The 2212-nt window shown below is 44.7% G+C and carries 2 protein-coding genes; both read right to left on the bottom strand.

Going from position 1 to position 2212, the window contains the following annotated elements:
* Positions 1-135 precede the first annotated feature (135 nt).
* The gene (locus tag AC1DWN_RS32575) at positions 136-834 is read right to left on the bottom strand and encodes a response regulator (protein WP_477562983.1); all 699 of its coding nucleotides are present in this window, start codon (positions 832-834) and stop codon (positions 136-138) included.
* Positions 827-2212: sensor histidine kinase (locus tag AC1DWN_RS32570; protein WP_477562982.1), on the bottom strand; the 1386-nt coding region annotated here is incomplete at its 5' end. The genes AC1DWN_RS32570 and AC1DWN_RS32575, both read right to left, overlap by 8 nt.

The following is a 2212-nucleotide window of genomic DNA, read 5'->3' as shown; positions in this document are numbered from 1 at the left end:
GCAATGTAATGTGCGGTGGAGAATGCTTCAAAAACCATATATCCGCCTCCTCTCCATTTTTCCATTCAACAAATTCAAAATACATCTTTCTTATTCCTATTTTAAAAAAACGGCACAAAAAAAATAGTACCATCTTCACATGGTACTATCCTTGTCATTCTTTTCATGAAATAAGCCCATTTCCTTCACTTTGCTGGCAGCCTCTTTCGAACCAGTCAAATTCAATTTTTTCAAAATATGATTGACATGGTTTTTGACCGTTCGAATCGAAACAACGAGCTTGTCGGCAATTTGCGGCTGCGTGTAGCCTTTATCAATCAAATCGAGCAGCTGCAGCTCTGATGGAGTTATAAGATCGTTCAACTTCTTGACTTCAAACTCACGTTCAAGCAGCTTCAGACGTCGAAATTCCTCACGCATTCGTTCCGCAACCGCACTGTTTATAGGCGATTGACTTTTATAAGCGGATCTAATGGCTTCCGGCAGTCTTTCAAAATCTGTTTTGATCTGGTAATCAATCGCGCCGGCTTGAAAGGAACGGAATATAAGTTCTTTTTCTTCCATCGAAGTAAGCATAATGACACGGGCGCCAGTTGCCACGGAGGTTTCCTCTGCAAGCAAAATACCATCGGGATGCCCATCCAGCATAATATCCATAAGCACCACATCAACTGGTGTATGCGATGGATGAAGCTCTGTAAGCGCTTGACGTACATCAAGCGCACGACTAGCTGTCCAAGCGACTTCTATATCATCCTGCCTACCCAAATAATCAGTAAGTCCCCGAAGCCAATCCGGATCATCCTCAACAATCCACAGACGAATACTACCCACGTGCTTCCCTCCCTTGTGTCTGAACAACGCTCAGCCTCTCTGCTTTAACGCTTCGCTTCGGAAAGCTCATATAAACGGAAGTACCTTTACCAATCTTACTCTGAAGCAGCAGCATTCCCTTATGCTTGCGCATAACATGATAAGCATAAGGCAATCCCAGACCAAAATTGACATCATTCACGCTTTTTGTTGTGTAGAACGGCTCAAGCACTTTGGCAAGCTCACTTTTCTCTATGCCGGGACCTGTGTCTCGAACTTCAATGATGAGCTCTCGCTTTGTTTCTGTAAAATATACAGCAAGCTCGCCTTCACCCTTCATCGCCTCAAGCGCATTGCCAATAATATTACCAAGCGCTTCACTTACTTGCGCGGTATCCATTAAACAGGTCCATCCTGGCGTTAAGTTGCTCTTCAAGTGAACCGCCCCTAGAACAGGCTCATAAGACTTCAAAGTATTCACAATTAGAGCCGACATGTCCGCTTGTTCTACTCGGAGAACTAAATCCTCCGTTCGTCGATGCACTCTTTGCATCATCTCTTGCATATGACGAGAGGCAAGGAGTACCGTTTCAATGTCTGCCAAAAGCTCAGGCTGGTTTGACGAGAGCGCATACGATTTCATCTTTTCAGAGAAAAGTCGTATTTTACCCGCATCATTTTTGATTGCGTGATTTAATATCGCTGTCCCAGAAGTGACCGCTCGCAAAGTAGAATCATATCTACGGCGATCAACCATCACCCGGACTCCCATGAAGCCATAGGTGAATAGTCCAATTACGAACACAGTAACCCCTAATCCAACAATCCATGTATTGTAAACCCACATCCGAAGCATCCCAAGACTCGGCAGCAAATAATTCATAACTGCGCAAAACAGAACCGGCGGAATTACCGCGAAGCAAATGATCCAGTGTGTCCTAGATAATGCAGCATGAGGCTGTTTCTTAAGCAATATTTGAAAAGTGCCTACACATATGTACGGAACAGCCCACCAAACCACAATTGTGAAGGTAATGGGATACATCTCTGTATAGAAAGGTGTAAACAAGATGCAGCCCAGTATAGGCAGTAGCAAAATGAATGGCACAAGTCGTTGTAACGATTTAGGCAAAGAAATAGGTCGATAAGCTTGTGCGAACATGAGAACAAAGTATGGGAGACCGTAGTAAGAACATAGCGAGGATAAAGCTTGGACGTTGTAAAGGAAGAGCTGCCCAGCTTCATTCATTCCCGCTTCCATCGCGGCTGGAATCCATATCATATCCAGTACAGCGGCCAGTGCGCCTGCACCTCCAGAAAAAGCAACAGCTCCAAGCCAATGATTAATGGCAGCTCGCCGATCTGAAAGCCATATAATAGACGCGACCGCCCATAACGC

It is taken from the genome of Paenibacillus sp. P4_A7 (assembly GCF_056402455.1).
Note: the sequence above shows the minus strand (reverse complement) of the source record. Positions and strands in the feature narration are given on the sequence as shown.